Source organism: Gluconobacter sp. Dm-62 (assembly GCF_018256155.1).
Taxonomy (GTDB): domain Bacteria; phylum Pseudomonadota; class Alphaproteobacteria; order Acetobacterales; family Acetobacteraceae; genus Gluconobacter.
The window spans coordinates 386,691-408,901 of sequence record NZ_JAERLY010000002.1 but is presented as its reverse complement, the minus strand read 5'-3'; the positions used below and the strand labels follow the sequence as shown (position 1 = coordinate 408,901).

The window sequence follows — 22,211 nt, the reverse complement described above, 5'->3', positions numbered from 1 at the left end:
AGGTCCGCCGCCCCTTGTCTGGCAGAATTTCAAGACTATATGTTCTTATTTTGTTCTCATGTGATTGCGCAAGTCAATGCCAATTTGCACCGGACAGGCAGACTGGTTGTCCACTCGTTGCTCAGGAAAATCCCGGGAGGTGACGTAAAGACCTGAAGGTAGAGGATTCTTCCTCCTCAATTCCCCCCCCCTGTGAAACCCAGGGGAGAATTCACATGCGCACAGCCGACGCTCCCATGACAACATTGGCGTCCTAAGACAAAGGCTTCAGGAGCTGTATCTGAATGGATCTCTGATCTTTTAACCCGCACCAGAAGCAACATGTAATGTCCGCCAAGGGGGGGGAAACGGAATGTCGGGTTCCAGTGAAAAACATTCAGAACTCGCCATTCTGTTGTCTTGCCATGCCGCATTGCTGTTCCTCTTATAGATGCGTCAATTGCTCGATGAGGAAGTGCCCGCGAGAAGCGCAGCATGGACCACAAGCCTCCGGGATATAAACTCGGCAAAGAGCCTCACGCGTTTTGTATTGCGTGTCTCTCCCTGAGTTAAAAGCCACAGCGTTCCGTGGCCATACAACTCGGTGCCCGGAACCCTGACCAGCAGAGGGTCCGCGTCACCCACGAAGCACGGAAGCTTCGTCATCCCGATCCCCTGTTGCACGGCAATAATCTGCGTTTCAGAGTCCGGTGTCCTAAACAGAGCTCCTTTGGTGCGAACTTCTCCGTCATGAGCCCATCCAGGACGTCCATCCGTATTTGTGACGATCCAGCGCATGGAGGCTGGCATCTCCGAGCGCCACGAGGCCAGGAGATCGCGAGACATATAGATGCCACTGGATAAGACAGGGCCGATCAAACCGTGAAGATTGAGAGGCAGCGTGTTACGGTCCAGCACGATGCGGATGGCGATGTCAGCTTCCCGATTAGTCAGGTTGGCGACCGCGCCTGTTGGCACGACATCCATCTCGATATCCGGGTGCAGGCGAGCAAACTCCGCGAGATCCGGCATCAGAAGATGGGTCGCAAAGAACGGTGGCAACGTCACTCGCAAAAGTCCACGTACGCTCTGGTCACGGCCAAGAACGCGTGTCTCCAACTGATGAGAAGACGCTTCCATCTGGGTCGCGAACTCAATGATCTCATCCCCCGCCAAAGTCAGGCGGTAGCCCGAAGGTAGCTTCTCGAACATCTGCGCCCCAAGGCGCTCTTCAAGTTGAGCGATACGACGCAGCACTGTCGAGTGATTGACCTTCAGGAGACTGGCTGCAGCCCTGACCGAACCACCCCGCGCGACTGCTAAAAAATAACGGACGTCATCCCAGTCGATCATGGTGCGTCCTGGCACCGCAAGGCAGGTCTTTTTAAGACCATACTCGACACGTCACACTCCTGAACATCATGCGATCTTAATAAGCAAAGAGAGTATTCTCGTTGTCTTCTAGCCAGTAAGGCCCGAGCATTCGGTCGGCGTCAATTAAAAGACCGGATCGATTCCGCACCACCGATATGCGCGGTTGCGCACTCGTCCTTCGACAAGAGCCACTCCACTTTGAATGATACGGGACATCTCCCGATCAACCACAGACAAACTCAGGAAGAAAACTCATGGGAAAGCTTGAAGGTAAAGTCGCCGTCATTACGGGTGGATCAAGCGGCATGGCACTGGCGAGCGCTAAGCTATTCGTTGAAGAAGGAGCTTATGTTTTCATCACGGGACGGAGACAGGAAACGCTGGACGAGGCCGTTAGACAAATCGGCCGAAACGTAACGGGCGTGCGCGGCGATGCGGCCAGCCTTGATGACCTTGACCGTCTCTTCGAGACGGTCAAACGTGAAAAGGGCAAGATCGACATTCTGTATGCCAGTGCAGGCACAGGCGAAGCCCTCCCCTTGGGTGAGATTACCGAGCAGCACTTCGACACGACCTTCAACCTGAATGTACGTGGTACGCTGTTCACGGTCCAAAAGGCGCTGCCGCTGTTCAACGACGGTGGGTCGATCTTCATGACCGGCTCTGTTGCGGCGATCAAAGGTTTTCCAGGCTACAGCGTATATGCAGCGAGCAAGGCGACACTGCATGCCTTCGCTCGCGGATGGCTCAACGAGCTGAAAACCAGAAATATACGGGTGAACGTGCTGCATCCAGGGCCGATTGCCACACCGATGCAGGATCAGGTTCTGACCCCGGAAGCCAAGCAGATGTTCGAATCCCTTATCCCGCGAGGAACGATGGGCCGCCCTGAGGAAATTGCCACTGCCGCGCTGTTTCTGGCTTCAGAGGCATCGAGCTTCGTGAACGGAATGGAGCTCTGTGTCGATGGGGGCTTCTCGGCCATCTGAGCCCACTACCGAAGAGTGGGACGCGTTCGCTGCTGAACGCTTCCCACTTTCTGCGATATTCCCGTGAACAAAAATTGGAAATACGACAATGAGTTACGCGATCATAGGTTTTGGCAGAATTGGGCAAGCCCTCGCTCATGCCTTCGTCCGTAAAAATATCCCGGTGTCTGTTGCAAATCGTCAGTCCCCTGAAGTCCTGACGCCGCAGGCTCGAGCGATTGGGCCGACGGTCATCGCAACCTCGCTACAGGACGCGGTGCAAGCCGATACCGTCATTCTGGCAGTTCCGTTCGAGCAGCATGGCGAGGTAGCGAAGATCCTCCCGACCTGGCAAGGCAAGACTGTCATCGACGCGATGAATTCGTTGGCGCCTCTTGAAGAGATGGACGGTCTCCTCTCTTCCCCATACGCCGCGAAGGCGTTCACCGGAGCCAATTACGTGAAAGGGTTCAACCACCTGATTGCAGCTACCTTGGCCACTGATGCGATCGTCGAAGGCGGCCATCGGGTCGTCTTTCTGTCGAGCGACAATAATGATGCGATCGCACCTGTCGCGGCCTTGGCCAGAGAACTCGGGTTCGCTCCCGTTAACCTGGGAAAGCTCAGCGAAGGTGGCGCATTGGTCCATGCACGTGGCCGCGTCTGGGGGCCGCTCATCTTCCAGGATGTATTCAAGAAAGAGCAGTAACCGATCTAAGAAGATCAAATATTGTATCGCTGACAACCGAGATGTCCGCTCTGCAGACGCTTTCCATCCTGACAGTAAGTCCGCAATGTAGGCGACTGCCGCCTGTCTGGTTTTATATTATGAGCAGACAGGCAGTTCAGGGGGGGCAAACGGAACGTCCGCTATAGGCATTGAGTAATCAGAAGCAGACACATCATCGATGATTGTTCTGATCTTGAACGCCTAAAGGAAGGCTTCATCGATCTTTCTGCTCCCTCCCGATCAGTTCCAGCCCCTCTTCATATGTCGTCACGGAAAACTCGAGGAAACGGCGTTTGAATTTCGTTGAGGCAAAGAAGTTGTCCTGCTCGTAGCGGGGCAGTAGTTCTCTGATCTCGCGCACCTGTTTTGAAAAAACCCCTGCGAGGATCAGCAGCCACTTGCCGATTACCGAATAGGAAGGCGTTCGACCGAAAATCCCGCTCGCCATGGTGACGAATGTCTTATAGGTCGGCCGATCATCACAGCAGGGCAGATGCCACGTCTGTCCAAAAGCATCCGGCGTATTGCCCAGGGTTGCCAGCGCACGGCTTGCATCCGGCGTCCAGATGAGGGTCCGGCGCGTATCGTCACGGACAGGAACCAGAGGTTTTTTGCCAGCTTTCAGCCTGTTGATAATCAGGGCGTTGGTGAAGCTCTGCGTTTTCCCCGGGCCGTAGAATTCCGGCGCACGGGCGATGAGCACAGGAATCTCTCCCCGGGCCATTTCTTCCAGCACCATCGAGGCCATTGCGGCGCGCACCCGTCCTTTTCGGCCAACCGGGGCGAAGCGTGTTTCCTCCGTCTGGATCTGGCTGTTCTGCGGATACATGTACGTATTGTCGAAATAGGCAAAACTGGCGCCCGCCGTTCGGCATGCCTGTAAGGCGTTCTTCAGCATGACCGGAAACCGCTCTTCCCAAAGCCTGCTATCTGGAGGCAGGCCAGCGGTGAAGTAGACGGTCTGGCTGCCTTTCACCGCTTCGATCGTCTGCCGGGCGTCCATAAGGTCCGCCGCCATAAGGGTGTCATCTTCATTGACCTTGCGGGGATTGCGGCTCACCAGCCGCAGTTCATCCGTATGATGATAACGTAGGCTTCGCGCCAGTTCGGTGGCGATCTGCCCGTTCGCGCCCAGAATTGTTTGCATGTGCTTCGCCTTGTCTGTCGACTGTTGGACATGCAGCCTAACGTTGAAGTCAGATTTAATGTCAAACAGCATCTTGACCTTAAAGTAGGCTCAAACGTTACAGCAGGAAGGGGGGTGAGTACCCTGCCACACGAAAGGGGCTAGTCATGAACCGCCGTATCCTTCACGCTGCCACCAACATCGCTCATTTCGACAGTCCAGTGCATCCTACCGGGTTGTGGCTATCGGAACTTACACATGCCTGGGATGTGTTCGCCGCTGAGGGGTATGAACAACACATTGTCAGTCCCCGGGGCGGGAAGGTTCCACTTGAGCCCAAAGCTTTGAAATGGCCCATGTGCGATCAGTCGGCCAAGGACTGGCTAAACGATCCGGCGAAAATGGCCTTACTGGACTCTACGCGGAGTCCTGATGATGTACGACCCGAGGAGTATGACGCGATCTACTTTACCGGGGGGCACGGTGTGATGTGGGACTTTCCGGACAGTGAAGGTGTTCAGAGCATCACCAGGGCAATCTGGGAAAAGGGCGGCATCGTGTCCGCTGTCTGTCACGGTTACTGCGGGCTTCTGAACACCCGACTTGCAGATAGCTCTTTTCTGGTCTGCGGACGAAAGATCACCGGTTTTTCATGGACCGAGGAGAGACTGGCGGGTGTCGCGCGGGAGGTCCCCTATAATGCGGAAGCGCAGGTGAAGGCACGGAGCGCGATATATGAAAAGGCAATCCTGCCGTTCATGTCTCATGTCGTGACGGATGGACGACTGGTGACGGGACAGAACCCTTTTTCTGCCAGAGCGACAGCAGCGAAAGTCGTAGCTCTTCTGGGACGATCTTAAGGGAGGGCAGCCTTTTTACGTGGGCCTGAATTTACCGACTGGCGGCGGTCTGTCTTGTCCAGAAGGCGTATATCGTCTGAAGTGACGGTCAGGTCTTCGGGAGGCTCTGTAATGATATTTGTCAGGACACGATGGGCATTGGTTGCACAGTCCATGTCAGCAGGCCGTGCCTGAATATCTTCGATCAGGTGAAGCAGATGAATCTTGCTCTGGGCCAGGCGAGCCTGAAGGGCTTCAATATCCGCCACCTTGCGAGTCAGAGCGTCCATCAGTGCGGTATGATCCCAATGTGCCAGATCAGAGGGCAGTAAGACGCGGATTTCGTCCAGCGCAAATCCCGCTCGCTGCGCCGTTGTAATGAGGCCCAGGATCATCACGGCCTGCGGTGGATAGGTCCGGTAGCCATTGGGACGACGATCGACCGTTTTCAACAGTCCGATGCGCTCATAAAACCGGATTTTAGACGTCGCAAGACCGGTTTTCCGGGCTAGATCTCCAATCTTCATCTTCAGTCTTCTATTGTAAATTCATCTTGACGTTGAACTTATGTTCAACGTTAGCGTCTGAGCAATATCAGTTCTAAATGCGCAGGAGAAGTACCATGCCCTTCGTCACGACATCTGATGGCGTAGAGATTTTCTACAAGGACTGGGGGCCAAAGGATGCCCAGCCAATTGTTTTCCATCATGGATGGCCGCTGAGTGCCGATGACTGGGATGCGCAGATGCTGTTCTTTCTGAGCAAGGGGTTTCGCGTCATTGCGCATGACCGCCGCGGTCATGGACGCTCGACACAGGTGAGTGACGGTCATGACATGGACCATTACGCGGCCGATACTTCGGCTGTCGTCGAGCATCTTGATCTGAAAAACGCCATCCATGTTGGGCATTCAACAGGCGGCGGACAGGTGGCCCGCTATGTCGCAAAATATGGGCAGCCTCAGGGACGTGTCGCCAAAGCTGTACTTATCAGTGCAGTTCCACCTCTGATGGTGCAGACAGAGCGCAGCCCTGAAGGCGCCCCGATCGAAGTGCTTGATCGACTGCGCGCCGGACTGGCAGCTAATCGGGCGCAGTTCTTTCTCGATGTCCCCACAGGTCCGTTCTACGGTTTCAACCGCTCTGGCGCCGAGATTTCCGAAGGGACGATCCGCAACTGGTGGCGCCAGGGCATGACGGGAAGTGCCAAGGCTCATTATGAAGGGATTAAAGCGTTCTCCGAAACTGACCAGACGGAAGACCTGAAAGCCATCACCGTACCGACACTTGTGCTGCAGGGCGATGATGATCAGGTCGTGCCTTACAAGAATGCGGCAATTCTTCAGGACAAGCTGCTTCAGAACAGCACGCTGAAGATCTATCCCGGCTACCCGCATGGCATGCACACAACACATGCAGACGTTATCAATGCCGATATCCTGTCGTTCATTGCCGGCTGAAGATCACGGCATGAGGATGTGATGTCATAGGGTTAGGTGAGAGAGATTTCATCTCTTCACCTACCTTGTCGTGAAGTCTGCCCTGCAATGTGGCCGAGCTGAAATATGGAGTGAATGTCGGCTTTACGAAAATATCTCTGACGGGTGGAATGTCTTGAATGTAGGCGTAAGCGGACCTGCCGCCTTCGCCTACATAGCTGCCGCCCCACGCGGGTATGTAGGCCTGCCGAAAGCCGACATTCTTACCCGAATTGCATACGGGTAAGCTGTTCGGAGATATCCCACAGGCGGGCAGCATCCTGCCGGTCGAGTGCGGCGGGAGGTATTTTGGCAGCGGTGGGATACCCCCGTGTCTCGCTCAGCCTGTCGGGGCCATAATAGCAGCCGCCCTTTGCCTCCGATGACGTCGCGGCGAAAAGTGTCGGGAGTGCGCCCTGGCCGGCCGGCTGGAAGAGAAACCACAATATCCGCCGCGCAAGGCCCAATATACTCGAAGCCCCGGCTCCGTTCGGAAGCAGATCGGTACGCGAGATGCCAGGATGGGCTGCGATACTGGTGATCCCCCAGTTTCCCGCGTCGCTGCGACGCTGAAGTTCCAACGCAAACATCAGGCAAGCCAGCTTGGACTGGCTATAGACCGGCATGGGCTTATAACTATGTGCGGCCTGAAGATCGTCAAACGCGATCTGACCGTCACGCGCGGCAATACTGGAGAGTGTTACAACGCGCGGATGGTTCCCCTTTCGAAGCAGGGGCAGCAAATGCGCGGTGAGTGCGAAATGTCCAAGATAATTGGTTCCGAACTGCAGTTCGAAGCCATCCGGGGTCACTTTGCGTGTGGGTGGCATCATCACGCCGGCATTGTTGATAAGCACGTCGAGATGGTCGTGTTGGCTACGCAGACGTTCGCCAAACGCGGCAATTGACGCAAGATCAGCCAGATCAAGAGCTTCAAAGCTGATGGCGGCCTTGGGAGTGTCCCTTTTGATCCGGGCAATAGCTTCCGCGCCTTTGCCCGGGTTTCGTCCGGCGAGAATGACCGTTGCTCCGGCGCGCGCGAGCGCCAGCGCATCTTCAAACCCGAGGCCGCCTGTCCCGGTTACGACGAATGAGCGGTCATTTATGTCTGGAATGTTGGACGTCGTCCATTTGCTCATGTCCGGCTCCTGTACAGGTAAGAAATTCCCTTATTGGGAAGTGATGGTCGATAGTCCGATGACGCTCGCCATGGATCTCGACAGGGGTTCGATAGTTAGCTGTGCCTATCGGGAGGACGAATGCCCGAACTGCCAAATTTCTTGCCCGATCCTGCAATGGTCTGGCTCAGGCCATGCGCAGGGCGTAGATTGAGATGTTAGAATTTGGGCCGGAGCAAGGCATGTCTTCATCTCTCGCCAGAGCTGTAACCTGCTATCTGGACGCGCAGGGTTGTGGCGCGAATGGGCTTTGCACGACGTCGTTCGACGGTCTGAATATCATCAGACTGAGCGAAAAGACGCCGCCGAGTGGCATGGTCTACAAACCGTCGCTCTGCATCACCCTTCAGGGCGCGAAGGCGGTAGAGTTTGGTGATGCCATTTTTGAGTATGGCGCCATGGCGTTCCTTCTGGTCAGCATTGAAATACCCGCTCTTGGCCGCGTGACGGAAGCAAGCCCTGAATGTCCCTATATCGGCATCACCCTGGATCTGGACGCAGGTATCCTGCGTGAGGTCATGTCGGAACTCGCTCAGCCGCCCCTTCCCTCGAATGATCAGGGTATCGGGGTCTTCGTCGCCGACCTGTCTGAAGATCTGGCGGATTGCATCCGACGGCTTATACGACTGCTCGATAATCCTGCAGCACTACCGATCCTCTGGCCGGGGATCATGCGGGAAATCTGTTTCTGGCTGTTAACAGGGCCTCATGCGGGCGAGATCTGTAAACTCGTCCTGCCCGACAGTCACATGCAACGGGTCGCAGAGGCCATTCATCTGCTGCGCGCCAACTTTACGAAGCCGGTAAGGATTGAGCATCTTGCTGCTGTTGCACGCATGAGTCTTTCGTCTTTCCATCAGCATTTCAAAATGCTGACCTCCATGACGCCGCTCCAGTATCAAAAACAGTTGCGTCTGCTTGAAGCACGCCGCCTCATGGTGTCAGAGGACGTCAGCGTCTCAAACGCCGCGTTTGAAGTCGGTTATGAAAGCCCGTCGCAGTTCAGTCGGGACTATGTCCGCAGGTTTGGGACCGCACCCAAACGCGACGTGATGGAACTTCGGTCCTTTATCATCTGATCATGCAGGGCCCGTGTGTAAGGCGCTGTCCATCGGGTGGATTTAGCAGACAGGCGGTAGTCGCCTCGTTCAGGACGTACGTTCTTCGCAGAAGGTTTTTCGCATAGCAGACACTCTTTATTCGAAACTGAACTATAGGGTTGCGCCGAAACTGCGCCAGGGCAGCCAAAACCAGCTTAATGAATACTTGGTTCTGTATGGAATTTTCATGAACGTTGACAGCACCGATGGTAGATCGGCCTTTTTGAGCAGCCGAATAAAAGCCCACTCACTCCTATAAAACAGATCTTCTTATCAAAAATACTTGATAAGATATGGAGATATTTTCTTCTCATGAGACAATACTAGAATTATTTTTGAACTGCCATTTCTTACCTCTTCCTAATTTGATGCTCTTTGTTGTGATAAGAAATATATTCGTCGTTAATTTCATGATCTGCGTGGGTTATTATCTCGTTATATTTTAGTGAGATAGAAAAATAATCAAGCATGGCATGATGATTGGGACAAACGCAGATAATATTCCCTAGTTCGTCTGGCCCATTATGCGGGGAACCAAGCGGCTGAATATGATGAGCTTCAGCATATCGCCGACCATCTACAAGTTCGATGGTTTCTCCGCATATTTGGCACGCGTATTTGTGTAGCTCTTTCACACGTCGTGCTAGAAGTGTCTCACGAAGAATTCGATATGTTGTCGTTTCCACTCGTTCAGGTTTCTTGCCATCGGACGCAACTGGAGTTTTCGGCGGCTGTTTGAGTGATGTCGCTGGTTTAGCAGTCTGTGAGTAGGGAGACCAGTCAAATGCAATGACTTTCTTGATCTCATCTTCCCACCATTGAAAATCATCTGGCTGCCGTCCATACAACGAAAAATAGCCCTTTCCGGGCACGAGGCCGTCTTGAGTGACCACTAGCCCTGTGATCCCAGGCAAACCAGCTTCGCTAACAGCGTCAGCCAGCGTTCCCAATCCTTGATTAACCAATTCGTGTGGTATGCCCGGCAAGCCCAATGCCCGGTGAACTTCACCGTATGTTTTGAACGTCTCAGGTCGTCCTGGTCGGACAGACGGAAGAATACTTACTAGATAATCTAGAACATTTTGAGCAGAACGAGTTAATTTCATAACGAGTCCAAGCAGGTTTCTGTATTGCGTATTCAATACCAGAGATGAGCCGCCATCCAAAGGAATGGTGTCCATCCGAAGGTGGGACCGTCAACTTTGGCCTGACCTTTATCCAAAGAGCCGCCGTTTCGCTTACCCCCATGCTATCTGTCGTCTTCAAGAATTAAGCAGACAGGCGGGAACCGCCTCTTTTCTGCCGTTTCCGAAGCCGAGCTTGTTTCCCGCAAGCAGACATCGATATCAGCCATCTTTCGCTTCATCGCGACCTATCAGAGCTTTACCAGATCAAACTTCCAAAAGATGGGTACGGCCTTGTTTATCAGTTCATCGACGAAAAGGTCGTTATCTATGTGATTGCTGCTGGCCGGAAAATCGATAATGAGATTTATGAATTAACTTTGAAACTGACAGAATAAACTACTTTCTTGGTAAAAAGCCAGATTCAGCCTACATACCGGATATACAGCATACCGACATACTTTCCACCTAGCGGAATTCGGAAAACCTTGTAAAAACCAGCGAGCTGCCATTAGTCCCAATAATGATGCTCCTATCCGTCCAAGCCAAACCTGATGTCGGTTGGCCTCAGAACCTTTTTGGAAATTCACGGATGGGCGTTTCTGCGTAGCATGAGGCTGCCCATGGCGATGTGGATCATGGCCTCGGAGACATCGACGCGCTGCTCGTAATCCCGCACGAGACGTCGCCAGCGGGTCATCCAGCCGAAGGTCCGCTCGACGACCCAGCGGCGGGGCAGAACCTCGAAGCCTTTTGCGCCGGCCGAGCGCCGGATGACCTCGACGCTGAAGTCCAGAAACGCTGCCTTGTCCATGAGCATCGCCCGGTCGTAGGCGCCGTCGGCGAACAGGTGCTTCACCCACGGCCAGCGCTTGCGGATCGCGTCCAGGATCATCTGTCCGCCGGCGCTGTCGGAAATATCCGCGGGCGTCAGGTGCACCATCAGCAGGCGCCCATCGGTATCGACGGCGATATGCCGCTTGCGCCCGACGATCTTCTTGCCTGCGTCATAGCCTCGCGTCTCTGCGTGAGGCGCCTTGATACTTTGGCTGTCAATCACACCGCCCGTCGGGCTCGCTTCACGCCCTTCAGCTTCACGATCGAGCATCGTACAGACGTCATGGATCGTGCGGAACAAGAACCGGCGCATCAGACGGCGAAACCACCAGTAGACTGTCTGCCAGGGGCCGAAATGAACAGGAAGCATCTCCCACCCGCAGCCTGAGCGCACCAGGTAGCGCAGGCCGTTGAGGATCTCTCGAAAATCGACGCTCCGCTTGCGCCCTCGCGGGCTTGCAGGCGGCATCAGAGGCGCGATCTGTCCCCACTCCTCGTCGGTCAGATCAGATGGGTAGCGCTTCGTCTTGCGGGATAGAGCAGCCATGCGTGCTCGGGCGTGAGGTGTCCACATCCCAAGGGTGAAACACCTTTCAGACCCAATGCAAAGCCCCATACCCCCAATTTCCAAAAAGGCTCTAAGGCCGTATGAAAAATACTTTCACCTAGGTCAGAAGAAGTCTTTCATTGATGCCGAAAATCCACATCAATCCTTCTGGACGTAAGTAATTTTAAAATATTCCAGTATTCATGGCGAATATACATTACCAAAATACTGGATGAGGCGCAGCACTCAGCCACGCTCCATAAAATCCATTTCCAACGCTGCCTACTCTCTTTGAGACGTTGGCTTTATATCCCCCGCTGAAGAAGCTCATGCGCATCCGGATCTTCGCCCTTGAATGCAGGATAGTCCGTATAACCGTGTGACCCGCCCCCATAAAAGGTAGAGCGGTCATACCGGTTTAGCGGCCAGTTATGCCGGAGCCGCTGAACAAGATCCGGATTGGCTATGAAATCGCGTCCGAAGGCAATCAGATCGGCATCCCCGGATTCCAGAAGCCGCTCGGCACTTTCGCGTGTAAATCCGCCAGCCGCGATAATGGTCCGGGAAAAAAGCGGCCGCAACATTGAAACATCCACCGGGTCACGCTCCGCATCCGCCCCGATCCTCGGCTGGACAACGTGCAGATAAGCAATCCCCATGGCGTCCAGCATCGTCGCGACATAGCTGAACGTGACATGACGGTTGCTGTCCGACATGGAGCCGTAAGAGCCGCTGGGCGTAAGCCGCACACCCACACGATCGCTTCCCCAGACGTCAATCGCAGCCTGAGTGACCTCCCGCAGAAAACGGGCACGGTTTTCTACAGAGCCACCATAGTCATCGGTCCGCCTGTTCGTCCCGTCCTGAAGGAACTGGTCGGGCAGATAGCCATTGGCCCCATGAATCTCGACACCGTCGAACCCCGCCTGCAACGCACGCCTCGCAGCCTGCCGATAGGCGTCCACCAGACCGGGGATCTCATCGCGCTCCAGGGCACGGGGCATGTCATATGGAACGGTTCCGTTCAGTGTCCAGGCCGTACCCTCAGCGCGAATGGCGGAAGGCGCCACAGGGGCTGCGCCGTCCGGCTGAAGAACACGCGCGGACTGGCGCCCCACATGCCACAGTTGCAGGAACATCCGTCCACCTTTTTCATGAACCGCATCCGTAATGCGCTTCCAGCCTAGGATCTGGGCATCGTCATAAATACCAGCGGCGCGCTCGAAACCATATCCCGTCAGCGCCACCGGAGACGCTTCGGAAATCAACAGGCCACCCTGCGTGGCGCGCTGGGTATAATATTCAAGCATCAGCTCGTTGGGCACATTGCCGACGCCTGAGCGCATCCGCGTCAGCGGTGCCATGACGATACGGTGTTCAAGCCGTGTGGGTCCAACGAATTTGGGAGAGAAAAGAAGATCGGCCATGGGGAAGAACTCCTGTGCAGACCGCGATAACCGCGGAGCACCCTGTTGCTGCTGACACGACAGAGAGTGGACATTTCCGTATTGGATTGGCAGAGCAGGATTTGATATAGATATCATTCCGTATTGGAATACTGAAATGGATCGTCTCCAGGCCATGACCACCTTTGTGCGGGTCATTGAAAGCGGATCGTTTTCCGCCGCCGCACGTCTGATGCATCTTGGGCAGCCTGCCGTTTCAAAGGCCATTGCCCAGCTCGAACGTCAGCTTGGCGTGCAGCTTCTCCTGCGTTCAGCGCACGGCCTGACCCCCACGGATGCAGGCCAGCGCTATTTTGAACGTGTCGCGCGAATCGTGTCTGACGCTGAAGACGCAGACGCGGCAGTCCGTGACAGCAGCAGTGACCTGCGCGGACGCTTGCGTGTCGCCGTGCCAACAACTTTTGGCCGCCTCCAGATCGTGCCGCGGCTTGGTATGTTCCTGAAGGAGCACCCAAGACTTGACGTCGATATGGAACTCGATGACCGACGCGTAGATCTCATGGCAGAGGGCATCGACGTCGCCATCCGTCTCGGCCCACTGACTGACAGCGCAATGATCGCAAAACGCCTCGGGCGGGGACGGCGCTCCGTCATCGCAAGCCCGGATTATCTCAGGACCGCCCCGTTTCTTGAAACTCCCGAAGACCTCATGGCCCATCAAGCCATCAGCTACACACGCAACAGCCCGGCAAAACATGTTTTCCAGCAAGACGGACAGGACATGAGCGTCCTGCTGAACTCAAGGCTGCATCTCAGTGCCGCCGAAGGCATCCGGGCTGCCGTTCTCGCCAGTCTGGGCCTGACGATTGCCGCGGACTGGATGTTCGAACCCGAACTGAAAAGCGGCGCTGTGGTGCGGTGTCTGACCTCATGGTCGCTGCCCCCCGTCGATTTATGGGCCGTCTATCCTTCCGGCAGACTGACCAGCGCAAAAGCCCGGGCTTTTGCGGATTTTGTAAGCAGAGCGGTCGGAGGCCTCGAAACCGTATCGCGATAAGACCGTGTTTTCTAAACGTCTCTGCACAGAAACGACGGCTACAACTCGAGCGATAATAAATAGAAACGTACAGTTTACGTCATTTCCATTTATTGTCCGAAGGTGGCGGAATAAAAAGGACATCAACGGCACGGTACATCCCGGGCCTGATGTCCCAGACTTCCAAAACCGAAAGATAAACCGATGAACACGTCCTTTCCCCGCGATCAGGCTCTCTTCGCCTCCCGTATCCTGCTGGCCTCACTTTTCGTCCTGATGGGCTGGAGCAAACTGACTGGCTTCGAAGGCACCGTCGGCTACATGGCCAGTACAGGCGCGCCGGTTCCAACAATCTCTGCCGTCATCGCCATCGTGACTGAACTGGGCATCGGCCTTGCTCTCGTCGCCGGTTTCCTGACGACACCCCTCTCCATCCTTCTGGCCGTCTACACCATCGTCACGGCGTTCATCGGGCATCACTACTGGACGTTTACCGGAATGGTCCGCTACGACATGTGGATCCATTTCTACAAGAACTTCAGCATCGCAGGCGGTCTGCTCGCCCTTGCCTCTGCTGGAGCCGGCCGTTTCTCGCTGGACGCACGCCGTAAATAAGCCCCTTCAGGTGTTGGACACCGCCCAGGGTGGATGTTCAAACGCCGTCACCAGATGTTCCAGAAAAGCACTGACCCGGAAAGGACGCAGCGTACTGCTCGATGTAACGAGATAAAGGGCAATACTGGCTGCGTCCCAGTCAGGAAGAAGCTGTTCGAACCGCCCTTCCTGTAAACCATCCCAGACCATGAATTCGGGGAAAAGACCAAACCCCAGATGCGCCTTCAGCGCGGGCAGGAACGCCTCTGCATTGTCGGCCCGAAACCGCGAGGCCTGGGACAGCACAAACTCTTCACCACTTTTCCCACATGTGAGGCGAACCGTGCCAGGCGCAGAACTGTTCGTGTAGACGAAGCTTTTCTGCCCTTCGAGCTCACGGGGATGCGTCGGACGTCCGGTCCGGTTCAGATATTCCGGGGTCGCCACCAGAAGCAGGCGTACCTCACAAAGGCGCCGGGCCCGCAGCGATGAATCCGCAAGCGATGCAATCCGCAGGGCCAGATCGTACCCTTCCGCCACCAGATCAACGAGCGAATCACTGAAATCGACCGTGATGTCGATCTCTGGATATCGCTCCAGAAAACCAGGGAGAACAGGCGAGAGATGTCTGATCCCAAAGGTCATGGGCGCTGCAACCCGGATCAGCCCCGAAGGACGATGCGTTCCCCCTCGGGCTTCACTTTCAGCCGCTTCAGCTTCCGCAAGAATATGGTTGGCGTGCCCCAGCAACTGACGACCGGTGTCCGTCACGGACATCTGCCGGGAATTGCGGTTAAACAGCGCAATGCCCAGAGACTGCTCCAACCGGCTGACGGCTTTCGAGACAGTCGGCTTGGAAAGCTGAAGCTCCTCGGCCGCACGCACGAAAGAGCCACGTTCAGCAACTTTTGCGAAAATAACCCAGGCTTCGAAGTCCGGCAGTCTCATTGTCACACCTTCCCGAAGCTTAGGATCTGGCCGTATTCCACTACATTTCTCCGAATTTCGTACCTTGGTACAATCAGGAAAATTCTGGAAACCGTTCTTTTCATCATTTCTATATAACTCTCAATCCGTCAGGGCTTCCGGATCTTGACTGGGGCGATCGTGTCCCCCTGAAAAGTCAGAAACTCTTCCAAGGAGCCGAAAGGCCAGCCTGTGCCTTTGGGCTGTCTGCTGCCTGATCGTACTTTCTACGCCCCGCATCCAGGAAGCGGAGAGCGGACCAATGAGCATGGTCTTCCCAGAGCAATTTCCCGAAAGCGCCTCACAAGCCTGAAAGGTTCTTTCCAGCCTTCACAAGCCGGTCGGCTCGATACTTCAGAAAGCAATCCATCCCTTCAATCAGGCGGCGTCTGGGGTCAGTCCCACCCATCTGTTTATCGCCATCATCCGTCCTGTCTGAAGTGGCCGCGATCTCCCGCCGGGCCTCCAGTGCATCGGATAGGAGCCGCTCTTCATTCATCCAGTCCGGCTTCCAATCACCATGCAGGGGCAGGAAGCCTTTCGCGGCCCCACTTCAGCCCGAAGGACTGCAAGGGCCTTGTCGCGCCTCCTAAGGGCCTCATGCTTATCCCGCGTCCCGAGTGATCGGATGACTTCCTGTTTTATGCCGGATTTGGTTCCGTAGGCTTCCCCTACATCGGCCCAGCGATTGCGAGGAATGGAAAGCCTTGCCGACCACGTGTCACCGCCTGTTTTTTTCAGGGCGCGCATATCCTCATCCTTCTTCACCATGGAAGGACTACCGATGAGACACTACCGAGCGAGTAGTAGGCTACTACCGACAAGTGGTCGTAAATGACTGATTTCATTGGTTTTCTCGATGTATGGCGGAGAGAGTGGGATTCGAACCCACGGTACGCTATTAACGTACACACGCTTTCCAAGCGTGCGCCTTAAGCCGCTCGGCCATCTCTCCTGTCGAGCGAGGCGGTGTTTACGAGAGCTTTGCCCGCAGATCAAGTCCCTTTCGGGCATTCTCGACAAATTTTTCAATAAGTTCGGCAGATTTGTGGCCCGGAGAGGATTCAACACCCGAAGAAACATCCACAGCAGATGCCTGGCTTTCCTGAATCGCTTTCTGAACGTTAGCTGGATTTAAGCCGCCTGCAAGCATCCAGAAGGAAGGAGGGATCCAACCCTGCGTCAAAGACCAGTCAAAAGTCCGACCCAGTCCACCCGGACGGCTATCCTGGGCACCCTTGGGGGCCTCTACGACATATCCTGCCATTTGTGGGTCTGTGGGAAGATCCGATGGACAGGCAATGCCGCACGCTTGCCAGACTGGTCTCCCAAACCGCGACTGGATATCGGCTGCCCGTTGCGACGTGTCGTAAATCTGCAGAATGTCCAGTGGCACTGCGCGAAGAACCTGCTCGATGAACTGGTCATCCGCCTTCACAAACAAGCCCACCCTAAGCGGCCCTCCGTCTCGAGCGGAGGGCGCACTGTTGTGCAAGCGAGAAGCCCCAGCAGGACTTACGAACCTGGGAGAGGCCTCGCAAAACACGAACCCAACCCAATCCACATTCAGGCGCGCACAGAGCGCCATTGTTTGGGGTTCGCGGATGCCGCAGATCTTGACGCCAGTCATGCGCTGGCAAGTTCTTCCATAATAGCTCTGGCCGCCAGAACCGGATCAACGGCCTTCGTGATAGGCCTTCCTACAACAATCCAGTCTGCTCCAGCACGAGCAGCCTGTGCAGGCGTCATGATGCGCTTCTGGTCATCAGATGCGCTACCCGCGGGCCGGATACCCGGCACGACAAGAACAGGCCCATCACCTAAGGCTTCGCGCAACGGCACGATTTCATGTGCAGAGCAGACCAGACCATCAGCACCTGCCTTGATGGCGAGCTTTCCCAGTCGAAGCACCTGTTCCTGAGGCGTGGAATTGACACCGGTCTCGTGAAGTTCCGCAGAATTCATGCTGGTGAGGACGGTAACCGCCAGCAGTTTAGGACGCTTCGCTTCATCAGGAAAAACAAGCTCCAATGCGTCCCGGGAACGAGCAATCATCTCTGTCCCGCCACTGGCATGGATCGTGGTGAGAGCTGGCTTCAGGGGGGCCAGGGCATACAGACCCGATGCGACTGTATGGGGAATATCGTGCAGCTTCAGGTCCAGAAAGAGTTTTTGCCCCTCTGACACTGCTTTTACCGCCTCAAGCCCGCAGGCATATGTGAATTCGAGACCCAACTTGATGGCATCGACATCATTTTTCAGACTGTCGGCCCAATGCTGTGCCTGAGAGCGGGAGGCCGTGTCGAGAGCGGCAATGAGGCGGGTGCGGCGGGACATGCTGGTGATCAGACCTTCTGTTCAGGCGTAAGAGTAGACGTGCCGGGGAGGGGAGTTCCTGCAGGGTTCTGGAAGCGGTCAAGACGCTGGTGAAGCTCTACAAGCTGGCTCTCTAGCGTCCGCACATGCTGCTCGGCGCGGCGCGCCCGTGAGCGCTGCTGCATGTCGCCAATCAGACCAATCAGGAAGCCAAGTAGCAGGGTAATTACCCCCACTCCCAGAACGAGCGTGCCGATGGACAGGTGCCAGCCGAAAGAAACCAGCCAGATGGGTTCCAGATCCGTATTGCTCAGGGCAAAAACGATCAGGACCGCAAGAAGGATAACGAGAATGAGCAGTCTGAGCATGAACATGGTCCTATCGTGCGACCTGCAGCGCAACAAGACGTGCGGGCAGGAAGATTGATTCCCTGTCAGCAATCATGATGTCCTGTCCAAAACGGGATCATGCGCCAGTGCTGACATTGCGTGGAATGGCGATATCATTCCCAACGTATCATCGAAAGGGATTGTGATGTCTGAAATCATTCCGTTGCGACCAGCTCTTCCGAAAAGTGATACATTCTGGGCGGTTTTTGCGTCCCAGGGCAGGCGCACGGTCATTGCAAACATCTACGCCACACGAGAAGAGGCTGAGGCTGACAGGCGATGGCGTGAAGGTCAGGTTCACGCCTATATTCTGTTCCTGCAATCCGAAAAGCGGAATATTCCTGAATATAGGATTGAGAAAATAAAGCGTTCCGACCTTCCCAGAAAGTGGACGCCGTTACCCGCTCTGGGAATGCTGCGTGGCGGCAGTATCTGAAATCGTCCGGCTGGCCAAAACGGAAACATCATGACAGAGTGATAGGCGCCACATTTCCTTGCATTTCAGTGCAATACGAAATGGAGGGATTGATGACCGAATGAGGACGAAAGCCAATGGATCAGACATACACCGATACTGTTGCAGGCAGCTCCGCCAGCCTGGACGTGTCGGATTCTCTACCCTCTTCTTCCTCTCTTATCGTCGGCTCCCAGTACCTCCGGGCGCTCTCCATTGATGTTCAGAACACTCCGGATGTCTACCGTGACCTTCCGTCCCAGCCTCATATCGGGATGACAGTTGACGTCACAGGCCGCCAGCTCGGAGAGCAGCCGACATTCGAAGTCAACCTGGTCATCCGGGCTCAGGGATTTGAGCGCGCTCCCACCCAGGACGCCCCCAACCCCAGAGTATTATATGAAATCAGCCTCGCTTATGCAGGTCTATTCGGTCTGACAGGACGTATCCCACAGGATGCGGTCGAGCCTCTTCTTCTGGTCGAAGCTCCGCGTTTCCTGTTTCCTCCGGCCCGCAGCACCATGTTGAACACGGTCCGGGAGGCGGGTTTCCCTTCTCCGAACATTCAGCCGATCGATTTTCATGCCCTTTGGCAGAGCAGACGCTCTCAGCAGCGGTAAAAATGTGGCAACGGCCTGACCGTCTGGCAGGTCGCTCCAGAGGACACAGCGTCAATGAAAGATCATATCCTTGCATCTCCGGCTTTTGCAGGTGATCGCCCCCCCTTATGGGCGGCCTTTGACGCGGAGTGGTACCGAACCCGGTATGGCCTGCAGCTTAGGGAAGAAGCAAAGCAAAACGGCGAAACCATCGAATTAGATCTGAGCGAAGAGGGGCTGGAGCGTCACTGGAAAGAAAAAGGCGCGAGATCCGGGTTTTCTCCAAACCGTTTTTTTGATGAAGAATGGTATCTTCGGCAAAATCCCGACGTCAGAGAAGGGATCAGCCTCGGGATCTTTAATAGCGGCTTTCTCCATTACTGTGAGAGCGGCTTTCGAAGCCGTTCCCCTCACTGGCTTTTTTCGGAAGAAAACTATTTCAGCTGCAATCCGGACCTGAGCCCCCATGTTCTGACCTCACAGGGGTTCTGCAACGGTTACGACCATTATCTTGCGATAGGTGATCAGGAACATCGCAAATCCCACATGTTCTTCGACCCTGAAATTTTCCGATCATCCAGCATGGCTGAACGGCAGCACTATGATTTCGGGATCGGTGACTTCTTCCAGTTTATCAGATTTTCATCTGCGGGGCGCCGGCGCACTTCCTGGTACTTCGATCCTCAATGGTATCTGGAACGCTACCCCGATGTAGCCAATGCGCTGGAGAACAGCAGATACCAGAGCCCGCTGCATCATTACCTTACCAATGGCAATCCAACAGCCTACGATCCCAATCCGTGGTTCAGCGAAGCATTTTATGCCGAGCAGTATCCTGATGTCGCCAATATCGTGGAGCAGGGCGGCTTCAGAAACGGATACGAGCATTTCCTCCGTTTCGGCATGGCAGAAAAACGCCGGCCGCAGACGGACGTCAACCTAGCTGACCTTTTGACACAGAGCGGAGTACAGCGTCAGCTGCGACGGCCGGATATTCCAGACATTTTCAGCCTCTGGGTTCAGTCTCAGGGAGCCCCGATTGCCGAGAGCATCGTGGAAGTTTCTGAAAAACAGTGCCAGTCTCTGGATCTTCAAAGAGCGCAAACGCTCATCCCGTCATTGATACGCGCGCCGCTGGATTTTCGCCCCGTCGCGGCCCCGGATGTGACAGTGATCATTCCTGTCTCAAACCAGTTCCCGGAAACACTCTCTACTCTTGCGGCACTTCATGCGAACATCGACCGCAGTCTCCAGATCATTCTGATCGACGCGGGATCCACGGATGAGACCTCCCAAATCGAGAGGTTTGTTCGCGGAGCCCACATCGTCCGTCCTCCCTACAGAACAACGCGTGTCGAACAGATCGGACTTGGCCTCGAGCTTGCACGAGCAGATGTCATCCTGTTGCTTCCTGCGGGCATCCAACCGTTTCCGGGCGCTGTGAATATCGCCCTCAAAGCCTTCTCTAACCCGGATGTCTGGGCAGTCGGTGGACAGTCTCTCGGTCTTGATGGAAGGGTGCGGGAAGCGGGGAGCGTAGTCTGGAGAAACGGCAGCTTTACTCCATTCGGGCAGGGGGTGCGGGCAAATGAGCCTGAGATCGCATTTCGCAGATGGGTGGATGCCTTTACCGGAGGACTTCTATTCTGCCGCCGGGCCCCGCTCTGCGCGAACAACCTTCTCAGCCCAGACTGCATTGGCTCTGAAGCCGAGATGCTTGCGATTTGCCTGTCCCTGCGTCAGGCGGGAGGAAAAATTCTATATGACCCCGATGTGATCGACAGATCGGCCTCGGAACCGGAAATCAACGGGGATCTCAGGGCTCGCAATGAGGCATGGCTGAAACGGCGCTTTGCAGGATTGCTATCGCGGCAAGCCTTCCCGGGAACCAGTGTCATGCGTGCCCGGTCTGCGTGCGGATCTCCAGCTATCCTTTTCCTGTGTGAACGATTGCCTCATGCCGCGCTCGGTACATCGTATATCCGCCATCGCGACATGATGATCAGTCTCAGTCAGTTAGGGTATCAGGTAACCGTCTTCCCTCTTGATGGCAGTCTGCATGATTGCGTAGAAACAGCGCTGGATTTCCCTGCAGATATTGAGTTGATGGATGACTGCGACCTGTCCGAGCTTCCGGATTTCCTACAACAGCGCGCCGGATGCTTCGATTATATCTGGATTGGCGGAACGAATACTCTTCAACGCACTGCCTCCATCCTGAAACAGAACCCTCAGTCGTTACCAAAGCTCGGCATGGTAGCAGACGTGCACGCCAGTCATGCAAGGGAAACCCATCTTCGGCGGCGCGTTGGCGCCATTAATAATCGGGAAATGCTTCTGGACGAACTTGAGCTTGATACTGATCAGGTATGGATTGCCCAGGCCGTCGTCGTTGGAACGGCGACAGAAAGGGCTGATCTCGAAGCTATCGGCCTAAGCAATCTCCATGTTCTTGGAGCTCCGCCCATTCCGATAGCTCTCTCTCCCCGCTTTGAAGAGCGCTCGGGTATTCTGCTTGTTCTTCCCATTCATACCAGCGGAGATGCCGTTCATGATGGACTTCACTGGTTTGTTCATGAGGTTCTGACAAAGCTGGACCGTGGCCTGCCGCCTGACGCGACGGTTCTTCTTGCTGGCTACCGAGCGCGACAGGTCGATCTTTCCGGGTACACAAGATATCGGCGACTGGAAGCGTTCCCGGAAGAAGCCGATCTCGCAACCCTCTACAGATCCCGCCGCATCCTCGTTGAGCCAGCCCGCGTTCTGGCGTCAAGGCCACGAGAAATACTGGATGCAGCTGCATCCGGATTGCCAGCGGTTCTTTCCGACACCATTTGTGAGACATTGGGTTGGGAAGATGGAAAAACCTGTCTGGCAGGAGGGTTCAGTAACCCCGACCAGTTCGCGCAGGCCATAATACGGCTGTATACGGACATGAATTTGTGGAACACGATAAGCCGTGGCGCACAGGACTGGGTACGCGACGATCCGTCCCAGTCAGGTTTCAACAATGCTCTCAGGGAAGTCCTCTCTGCGGCTGCGGGAGACACACCTCTTTCAGTTTCGAAAGTGGCACCACGAGCAGCTAAGAACATCGAAAAAGCCGCGAACTTTGCGCCTGCGCCTATCCGGCTCCAGCCCCGCCGGATAACGGCTGGCTGAGAACATGAAC

Annotated in this window: 21 protein-coding genes and 1 tRNA gene; 10 read left to right on the top strand and 12 right to left on the bottom strand. The window is 55.3% G+C overall.

Annotation, left to right across the window (positions count from 1 at the left end; translation table 11 throughout):
* Positions 1–435: 435 nt before the first annotated feature.
* On the bottom strand, positions 436–1,332 hold the full coding sequence (locus JK202_RS03670) for a LysR family transcriptional regulator (protein WP_211558263.1): 897 nt from the start codon (positions 1,330–1,332) through the stop codon (positions 436–438).
* 275 nt (positions 1,333–1,607) lie between these two features.
* Between JK202_RS03670 and JK202_RS03665 the strand changes: the two genes are divergently transcribed.
* A complete protein-coding gene (locus JK202_RS03665) occupies positions 1,608–2,342 on the top strand; it encodes an SDR family NAD(P)-dependent oxidoreductase (RefSeq protein ID WP_211558261.1) in 735 nt (244 codons plus the stop codon).
* An 88-nt stretch (positions 2,343–2,430) separates the two neighbouring features.
* Positions 2,431–3,030 (top strand): NADPH-dependent F420 reductase, encoded by a 600-nt coding sequence (locus tag JK202_RS03660; RefSeq protein ID WP_211558259.1) that lies wholly within the window; start codon positions 2,431–2,433, stop codon positions 3,028–3,030.
* Between the two features lie 235 nt (positions 3,031–3,265).
* Here JK202_RS03660 and JK202_RS03655 read toward each other — a convergent pair whose 3' ends face one another.
* Positions 3,266–4,198 carry an SDR family oxidoreductase gene (locus JK202_RS03655; protein ID WP_211558257.1) on the bottom strand — a complete coding sequence of 311 codons (933 nt, stop codon included), beginning with the start codon at positions 4,196–4,198 and terminating at the stop codon, positions 3,266–3,268.
* Positions 4,199–4,344: 146 nt separating this feature from the next.
* Here JK202_RS03655 and JK202_RS03650 point away from each other — a divergent pair, with 146 nt between their 5' ends.
* Positions 4,345–5,037 (top strand): type 1 glutamine amidotransferase domain-containing protein, encoded by a 693-nt coding sequence (locus JK202_RS03650; RefSeq protein ID WP_211558255.1) that lies wholly within the window; start codon positions 4,345–4,347, stop codon positions 5,035–5,037.
* On the opposite strand, the gene JK202_RS03645 is transcribed toward JK202_RS03650, so the two are convergent.
* Positions 5,034–5,543, bottom strand: coding sequence for a MerR family transcriptional regulator (locus tag JK202_RS03645; RefSeq protein ID WP_211558253.1), 510 nt, complete (start codon positions 5,541–5,543; stop codon positions 5,034–5,036). The genes JK202_RS03650 and JK202_RS03645 overlap by 4 nt on opposite strands.
* 95 nt (positions 5,544–5,638) lie before the next feature.
* On the opposite strand from JK202_RS03645, the gene JK202_RS03640 reads away from it, so the two are divergent.
* Positions 5,639–6,475 (top strand): alpha/beta fold hydrolase, encoded by an 837-nt coding sequence (locus JK202_RS03640; protein WP_211558251.1) that lies wholly within the window; start codon positions 5,639–5,641, stop codon positions 6,473–6,475.
* A 242-nt stretch (positions 6,476–6,717) separates the two neighbouring features.
* Here the strand turns inward: JK202_RS03640 and JK202_RS03635 are convergent, their stop codons facing one another.
* The gene (locus tag JK202_RS03635; RefSeq protein ID WP_211558249.1) at positions 6,718–7,632 is read right to left on the bottom strand and encodes an SDR family oxidoreductase; all 915 of its coding nucleotides are present in this window, start codon (positions 7,630–7,632) and stop codon (positions 6,718–6,720) included.
* 221 nt (positions 7,633–7,853) lie between these two features.
* Here JK202_RS03635 and JK202_RS03630 point away from each other — a divergent pair, with 221 nt between their 5' ends.
* On the top strand, positions 7,854–8,750 hold the full coding sequence (locus tag JK202_RS03630) for an AraC family transcriptional regulator (protein ID WP_211558247.1): 897 nt from the start codon (positions 7,854–7,856) through the stop codon (positions 8,748–8,750).
* A gap of 371 nt (positions 8,751–9,121) precedes the next feature.
* On the opposite strand, the gene JK202_RS03625 is transcribed toward JK202_RS03630, so the two are convergent.
* From JK202_RS03625 to JK202_RS03615, 3 genes are all read right to left on the bottom strand, one after another.
* Positions 9,122–9,952 carry an HNH endonuclease gene (locus tag JK202_RS03625; RefSeq protein WP_211558245.1) on the bottom strand — a complete coding sequence of 277 codons (831 nt, stop codon included), beginning with the start codon at positions 9,950–9,952 and terminating at the stop codon, positions 9,122–9,124.
* A gap of 529 nt (positions 9,953–10,481) precedes the next feature.
* On the bottom strand, positions 10,482–11,306 hold the full coding sequence (locus JK202_RS03620; protein WP_211558243.1) for an IS5 family transposase: 825 nt from the start codon (positions 11,304–11,306) through the stop codon (positions 10,482–10,484).
* Positions 11,307–11,584: 278 nt separating this feature from the next.
* The gene (locus JK202_RS03615; protein ID WP_211558241.1) at positions 11,585–12,706 is read right to left on the bottom strand and encodes an alkene reductase; all 1,122 of its coding nucleotides are present in this window, start codon (positions 12,704–12,706) and stop codon (positions 11,585–11,587) included.
* 136 nt (positions 12,707–12,842) lie between these two features.
* Here JK202_RS03615 and JK202_RS03610 point away from each other — a divergent pair, with 136 nt between their 5' ends.
* Together JK202_RS03610 and JK202_RS03605 are read left to right on the top strand one after the other, a co-directional pair.
* Positions 12,843–13,742 carry a LysR family transcriptional regulator gene (locus JK202_RS03610; RefSeq protein ID WP_211558239.1) on the top strand — a complete coding sequence of 300 codons (900 nt, stop codon included), beginning with the start codon at positions 12,843–12,845 and terminating at the stop codon, positions 13,740–13,742.
* 183 nt (positions 13,743–13,925) lie between these two features.
* Positions 13,926–14,336 carry a DoxX family protein gene (locus JK202_RS03605; RefSeq protein ID WP_211558237.1) on the top strand — a complete coding sequence of 137 codons (411 nt, stop codon included), beginning with the start codon at positions 13,926–13,928 and terminating at the stop codon, positions 14,334–14,336.
* 6 nt (positions 14,337–14,342) lie between these two features.
* Here JK202_RS03605 and JK202_RS03600 read toward each other — a convergent pair whose 3' ends face one another.
* From JK202_RS03600 to JK202_RS03580, 5 genes are all read right to left on the bottom strand, one after another.
* Positions 14,343–15,263, bottom strand: a complete 921-nt coding sequence (locus JK202_RS03600) for a LysR family transcriptional regulator (RefSeq protein WP_211558235.1) — start codon at positions 15,261–15,263, stop codon at positions 14,343–14,345.
* An 882-nt stretch (positions 15,264–16,145) separates the two neighbouring features.
* Positions 16,146–16,236, bottom strand: a tRNA-Ser gene (locus JK202_RS03595).
* An 18-nt stretch (positions 16,237–16,254) separates the two neighbouring features.
* Entirely contained in the window at positions 16,255–16,911 is a 657-nt protein-coding gene (locus JK202_RS03590; protein ID WP_211558233.1) for a phosphoribosylanthranilate isomerase, read from the bottom strand.
* Positions 16,908–17,618 (bottom strand): orotidine-5'-phosphate decarboxylase, encoded by a 711-nt coding sequence (gene pyrF, locus JK202_RS03585; RefSeq protein ID WP_211558231.1) that lies wholly within the window; start codon positions 17,616–17,618, stop codon positions 16,908–16,910. Before pyrF ends, JK202_RS03590 begins: the two co-directional genes overlap by 4 nt.
* 8 nt (positions 17,619–17,626) lie before the next feature.
* Positions 17,627–17,965, bottom strand: coding sequence for a lipopolysaccharide assembly protein LapA domain-containing protein (locus JK202_RS03580; protein ID WP_211558229.1), 339 nt, complete (start codon positions 17,963–17,965; stop codon positions 17,627–17,629).
* A gap of 166 nt (positions 17,966–18,131) precedes the next feature.
* Between JK202_RS03580 and JK202_RS03575 the strand changes: the two genes are divergently transcribed.
* From JK202_RS03575 to JK202_RS03565, 3 genes are all read left to right on the top strand, one after another.
* The gene (locus JK202_RS03575) at positions 18,132–18,422 is read left to right on the top strand and encodes a hypothetical protein (RefSeq protein ID WP_211558222.1); all 291 of its coding nucleotides are present in this window, start codon (positions 18,132–18,134) and stop codon (positions 18,420–18,422) included.
* A gap of 116 nt (positions 18,423–18,538) precedes the next feature.
* Positions 18,539–19,060, top strand: coding sequence for a protein-export chaperone SecB (locus tag JK202_RS03570; protein WP_211558220.1), 522 nt, complete (start codon positions 18,539–18,541; stop codon positions 19,058–19,060).
* Positions 19,061–19,114: 54 nt separating this feature from the next.
* Entirely contained in the window at positions 19,115–22,201 is a 3,087-nt protein-coding gene (locus JK202_RS03565) for a glycosyltransferase (protein WP_211558212.1), read from the top strand.
* The last annotated feature ends 10 nt before the right edge of the window (positions 22,202–22,211 follow it).

Excerpts from the sequence above, each read along its gene's own strand:
- JK202_RS03610 (WP_211558239.1), top strand. The coding sequence starts at position 12,843 with ATGGATCGTCTCCAGGCCATGACCACCTTTGTGCGGGTCATTGAAAGC.
- JK202_RS03605 (WP_211558237.1), top strand. The coding sequence starts at position 13,926 with ATGAACACGTCCTTTCCCCGCGATCAGGCTCTCTTCGCCTCCCGTATC.
- JK202_RS03620 (WP_211558243.1), bottom strand. The coding sequence starts at position 11,306 with ATGTGGACACCTCACGCCCGAGCACGCATGGCTGCTCTATCCCGCAAG.
- JK202_RS03665 (WP_211558261.1), top strand. The coding sequence starts at position 1,608 with ATGGGAAAGCTTGAAGGTAAAGTCGCCGTCATTACGGGTGGATCAAGC.
- JK202_RS03575 (WP_211558222.1), top strand. The coding sequence starts at position 18,132 with ATGTCTGAAATCATTCCGTTGCGACCAGCTCTTCCGAAAAGTGATACA.
- JK202_RS03625 (WP_211558245.1), bottom strand. The coding sequence starts at position 9,952 with ATGGACACCATTCCTTTGGATGGCGGCTCATCTCTGGTATTGAATACG.
- JK202_RS03580 (WP_211558229.1), bottom strand. The coding sequence starts at position 17,965 with ATGCTCAGACTGCTCATTCTCGTTATCCTTCTTGCGGTCCTGATCGTT.
- JK202_RS03635 (WP_211558249.1), bottom strand. The coding sequence starts at position 7,632 with ATGAGCAAATGGACGACGTCCAACATTCCAGACATAAATGACCGCTCA.
- JK202_RS03590 (WP_211558233.1), bottom strand. The coding sequence starts at position 16,911 with ATGACTGGCGTCAAGATCTGCGGCATCCGCGAACCCCAAACAATGGCG.
- JK202_RS03630 (WP_211558247.1), top strand. The coding sequence starts at position 7,854 with ATGTCTTCATCTCTCGCCAGAGCTGTAACCTGCTATCTGGACGCGCAG.
- JK202_RS03600 (WP_211558235.1), bottom strand. The coding sequence starts at position 15,263 with ATGAGACTGCCGGACTTCGAAGCCTGGGTTATTTTCGCAAAAGTTGCT.
- JK202_RS03655 (WP_211558257.1), bottom strand. The coding sequence starts at position 4,198 with ATGCAAACAATTCTGGGCGCGAACGGGCAGATCGCCACCGAACTGGCG.
- pyrF (WP_211558231.1), bottom strand. The coding sequence starts at position 17,618 with ATGTCCCGCCGCACCCGCCTCATTGCCGCTCTCGACACGGCCTCCCGC.
- JK202_RS03645 (WP_211558253.1), bottom strand. The coding sequence starts at position 5,543 with ATGAAGATTGGAGATCTAGCCCGGAAAACCGGTCTTGCGACGTCTAAA.
- JK202_RS03565 (WP_211558212.1), top strand. The coding sequence starts at position 19,115 with ATGAAAGATCATATCCTTGCATCTCCGGCTTTTGCAGGTGATCGCCCC.
- JK202_RS03650 (WP_211558255.1), top strand. The coding sequence starts at position 4,345 with ATGAACCGCCGTATCCTTCACGCTGCCACCAACATCGCTCATTTCGAC.
- JK202_RS03670 (WP_211558263.1), bottom strand. The coding sequence starts at position 1,332 with ATGATCGACTGGGATGACGTCCGTTATTTTTTAGCAGTCGCGCGGGGT.
- JK202_RS03615 (WP_211558241.1), bottom strand. The coding sequence starts at position 12,706 with ATGGCCGATCTTCTTTTCTCTCCCAAATTCGTTGGACCCACACGGCTT.
- JK202_RS03660 (WP_211558259.1), top strand. The coding sequence starts at position 2,431 with ATGAGTTACGCGATCATAGGTTTTGGCAGAATTGGGCAAGCCCTCGCT.
- JK202_RS03570 (WP_211558220.1), top strand. The coding sequence starts at position 18,539 with ATGGATCAGACATACACCGATACTGTTGCAGGCAGCTCCGCCAGCCTG.
- JK202_RS03640 (WP_211558251.1), top strand. The coding sequence starts at position 5,639 with ATGCCCTTCGTCACGACATCTGATGGCGTAGAGATTTTCTACAAGGAC.